Genomic DNA, 4,001 nt, shown 5'->3' on the forward strand with positions numbered 1-4,001 from the left:
GCGACGGCGTCGGCCTTGAACTCCGAGGTGAACTCTCTGCGGGGCCGCCGCGGGGATTGGTTGGTAGTCATGTGCAGCAGTTTCCTTTCATCGGGTTCTGCTGTCTACTCAAATCATGACACCCCAGCGGCAATAACGAGCGTCCAAGTGAGTCCGTGCCCAGAGGATACGACCAGGACGGCGGACTGAGGCGGGACCCGACAACGTCGGTAGGACTACCAGCAAAGGGGACGATCATTGCTAGTCCCGACAGCGCCGCAGCAAGCAGGAGGAATGCAACTGCTGCTACGGTCAGACCCGCGCCGGGACGTCGCAGTCGACCAATAGCTCCGGACAGAGTTCGCCGGCGGCCGACCGAGGCCGTGGAGGCGCTGGGATGTGCAGTGGTTCTCATCGTTGAGCCGCCTTTCGTGAATCGGCAATTCTGGGGTCAAGCACGGACGTGAGTAGTTCGACTACAGTGTTCATCACCACAAACGTTCCCGCCGCAAGAAGCACTGTCGCCTGCACAACGGCATAGTCTCGTTGTTCAAGGCCAGTCACCATGTAGGAGCCCACCCCAGGGACGTTAAAGATCGTTTCAACGATGACTGCCCCACCAAGGAGGTATGCCGTCAGCGTTCCCAGCAGAGTCAATATCGGCACGGAAGCATTGCGCACGATGTGATGGGCGACGATGTGACTTCTTCTCTCGCCACGTGCCACTGCTGCACCGATGTGGCCCTCGACCAGCACGTTGAGAGTCGCATCGCGGGTCGTCCTGGCCAACGCGGACACACAGTAGATACTGAGGATGCATGCGGGGATGATGAGTCCGGCAAGCACAGCGCCGGGGGTCTCCGCGGTAAGGAAGTTCCCTATCCCCCATTCGGGTAGAAGTGTGGATACCGCGTAGAGCACAACGGTTCCGGTGACGAATTCCGGCAGACTCATCCCAAGACCTGATGCGAGCGTGCCGACAGTCGCCGACTTCGGTGAAGTCGCGCGCAGAGCGGCGATCATACCCAGGGGGATTCCAACGACAACGGTGATGAACATCGCCAGACCGGCTAATGTAATCGTGATCGGCAATCGTTGCGAGAGTTCGTCGAGGACTGGGACCTGGCTAACCATCGAGAACCCGAGGTCTCCGCTTAGGATTCCCACGACCCATTGGAGATATTGGATGACCACTGGCTGGTCAAGACCATAGCGTTCAACAGCGGCCTGGCGTGCTGCCTCGCTGCTCAGCGGAGACAAGACGATATTCTCGTAGCCGCCAGGCATCAGTCGTACAGCAACGAAGACCAGAATCGAAGCACCGAGAAGGGTGAGGATAGTGATCAGAAGGCGGCGGAGGAACCACATCGGAGCTCTGTGAAACATAGTGATCACTCCCCCGCCGCGATACGAGCAGTGGGCAAATTGCGAAGGAAGTCGCCGTAACCTTCGTTGGTATAGAGGTCGAGGCTCAATCGACTATCGTCGGTTGCGACGATACTTGGGCGGTGGACTAACGGCACCATCTCTGAGTACTTATCGGCTGACTCGCAGAGTTGCGTCAATGTCGATTTGGTCGGCCTAGGGATTTCGGACAGTGTGCCCTCTTAAACTGAGGGCATTACTGAAAGAGAGATCCGGGAATATGACCGCAGCACGACGACGGTTCAGTCAAGAGTTCAAGGACGAGTTGTGTCAGGAGGTGATCTCGACCTCGAAGCCGATTAAGAGCGTCGCAGAGACTTATGGTGTCGGCGCGGAGACACTGCGCAACTGGATGAGGAAGTATCGCCAAACACACGGTAGCGTCGAGGAAGAACTCACGGTCTCAGAACGTGCCCGGTTGAAGGAGCTTGAGCGAGAGAATCGCGAGCTGCGAGCCGAGACGGCGTTCTTGAAAAAAGCCAGCGCTTACTTCGCGAGGGAGCAGCGGTAGTGAGCAAATACGAATACATTGACTCTCAGAGAAATGACCCGGCCGAGACGAATCCGGTGGTGAAGATGTGTCTGTGGTTGGGAGTGTCGACCTCGGGTTTCTACCACTGGCTGGGGCGTCCGCAGTCGGCGACAGCGGCCCGCCGGCAGCAGCTGACCGAACGCATCCGAGAGTTCTTCGACGCCGCAGATGGTACCTACGGGTATCGACGGATCCATGCCGATCTGGTTGACGCCGGAGTTGAGTGTTCCCCGGAGCTGGTGCGCCAGATCATGCGGCACGAGAGTCTCGTACCCTGCCAGCCGCGCCCGTTCCGGGTCACGACCCACGCCGACGCGGAGGCTGCCGCGGACATGCCGGATTTGGTGAAGCGAGACTTCACCGCGGATCGTGTCGGGGTCAAGTTCGTCGGAGATATAACCTACATTCACACCTGGCAGGGCTTCGTCTATCTCGCCACTGTCATCGACTGCTATTCGAAGAAGGTCGTCGGCTGGTCCATCGCTGATCATATGCGCACCGAGCTTGTCGAAGACGCGCTGAAGAACGCGGCAGCTACGACCTGGATCGGTCCAGGAGCGATTTTTCACTCCGATCGCGGCAGCGTCTATACATCAGGCGACTACCGGGCTCTGGTGGGCCGCCTAGATATGCGTTCCTCGATGGGCAGGACCGGCGTGTGCTGGGACAATGCGATGGCTGAATCGTTCTTCTCAGCGTTGAAGAACGAACGCGTCTACCGCACTGTTTATGCTACCAAGAAGCAGGCACGACGTGACGTCATCGCCTACATTGAGGGGTTCTACAACAGCCGCCGCCGGCACTCCGCCCTCGATTACCAGCGCCCCAACGACGTCCACTATAGTTACCAGCAGCCAGCCTTGGCAGCGTAGAGAAAACTATCAATCCGCTGTCCGAAATCCCCGAAGCGGCCCAATTCTCGTTCGTCCGGATCTGTCTCGCGATTGGACTCATCGATGAGGTCGTTGAGATCAGAGTGATTGCTGGCGAACCCGGCACTGAAGCCGGCTCTTTCTGGGTTCCACCAATTCGCGACCATCGAAGCATCGGCATAGCCAGCGAACCACCCGAGCGCAAGGTCGAACTCTCCCGGCGCGCTGGTGAGGACCCTTTCACTGTACGAGGCGTAATCCAGCTGATCGATCACCACAGTAATGCCCGCCTTCTTGAGCTGCTGTTGGATCAGTTGGGCCATCTGCCCAAGGATCGGCTCCGACGTGTAGATCAGGAGGTGGATGTCCTCGCCGTTATAGTCGGAACGATCGACAAGAGCTGCGATATCGGAATCATCCAAACGAGCCGACGGGAGCGCCTCGGGGTCGCAGGCTCCCGGGAGGTTGGACGGTGTCACTCCTGTCGGTTCGCTCAGTCCCCCTAATGAGATATCGGCTAGGTCGTGCCGAGAAAGCGCTGAATTGATAGCAAATCGGAAGTCGTCATCGCCCAGCGGTCCTTCGCGGTCCTGCTGGGAGTTGATGAGCAGGTAGTAGAAGTCACTCTGCAGCTGGTTATGTGTCGAGAGACCATCGCCGCGCAAAGTTCGCAGCGAATCGACGTTGTTGAAGTTGGAAAGGCTGACGCTGCCATCGCGCATGGCGGCCTGCCGGGTAGTTTCCTGCCCAGATATCGCAATAGTCAGTTCAGTGATATAGACGTCGTCAGCATCACGAAAGTTCGGGTTCTTCTCAAGCCTCCATGACTCGTTCTGACGGTGAGACGCGAGAGTGAAGGGACCGGTGCCGAGCATGTTCGTGGTTGGGTCAAGAGTGCCAGCTTCGATTTCTTCCATCGGCAGGATAGCCGCCGGCGTATTGGCCAAGGCCGCGAGGAACGGTACGTACGGTTCGCTGAGTTTGACCTCAACGCGTGAGTCGTCGATCGCGCGGATCGATTTAACCGGGCCCATCTGCCCAGCCCAAACAGATTCACTTTCAGTTAAACCTTGATCCACCGATGTAAGTAGCCGGATCAAGCCGTTCGTGGAATGGAAATGCCCCTCCTGAGCTGGGAAAATGGTGATGTTCTAAGTCAACATTCCCGGCCAAGAAAGGGGCACCTCTCAGGT

3 protein-coding genes are annotated in these 4,001 nt (G+C 58.0%); 1 reads left to right on the forward strand and 2 read right to left on the reverse strand.

The window, feature by feature from the left end; translation table 11 throughout:
- Positions 1-390: 390 nt before the first annotated feature.
- Positions 391-1,347 (reverse strand): ABC transporter permease, encoded by a 957-nt coding sequence (locus EB836_RS17830; protein ID WP_096177931.1) that lies wholly within the window; start codon positions 1,345-1,347, stop codon positions 391-393.
- 277 nt (positions 1,348-1,624) lie between these two features.
- Here EB836_RS17830 and EB836_RS17835 point away from each other — a divergent pair.
- A protein-coding gene (locus tag EB836_RS17835; RefSeq protein WP_135542774.1) for an IS3 family transposase occupies positions 1,625-2,808 on the forward strand; the annotation gives its coding sequence in 2 pieces (ribosomal slippage) (positions 1,625-1,886 and positions 1,886-2,808; 1,185 coding nt in all).
- On the opposite strand, the gene EB836_RS17840 is transcribed toward EB836_RS17835, so the two are convergent.
- Positions 2,781-3,887 (reverse strand): ABC transporter substrate-binding protein, encoded by a 1,107-nt coding sequence (locus EB836_RS17840; RefSeq protein ID WP_205683415.1) that lies wholly within the window; start codon positions 3,885-3,887, stop codon positions 2,781-2,783. The two genes, EB836_RS17835 and EB836_RS17840, sit on opposite strands and share 28 nt — an antisense overlap.
- Between the last annotated feature and the right edge of the window lie 114 nt (positions 3,888-4,001).

The organism is Brevibacterium sp. S111, assembly GCF_004745075.1.
In the GTDB taxonomy this organism is placed as follows: Bacteria; Actinomycetota; Actinomycetes; order Actinomycetales; family Brevibacteriaceae; genus Brevibacterium.

What these genes read in the sequence shown, in the direction of transcription:
- EB836_RS17830 (WP_096177931.1), bottom strand. Translation starts at nt 1,347, where the DNA reads ATGTGGTTCCTCCGCCGCCTTCTGATCACTATCCTCACCCTTCTCGGT.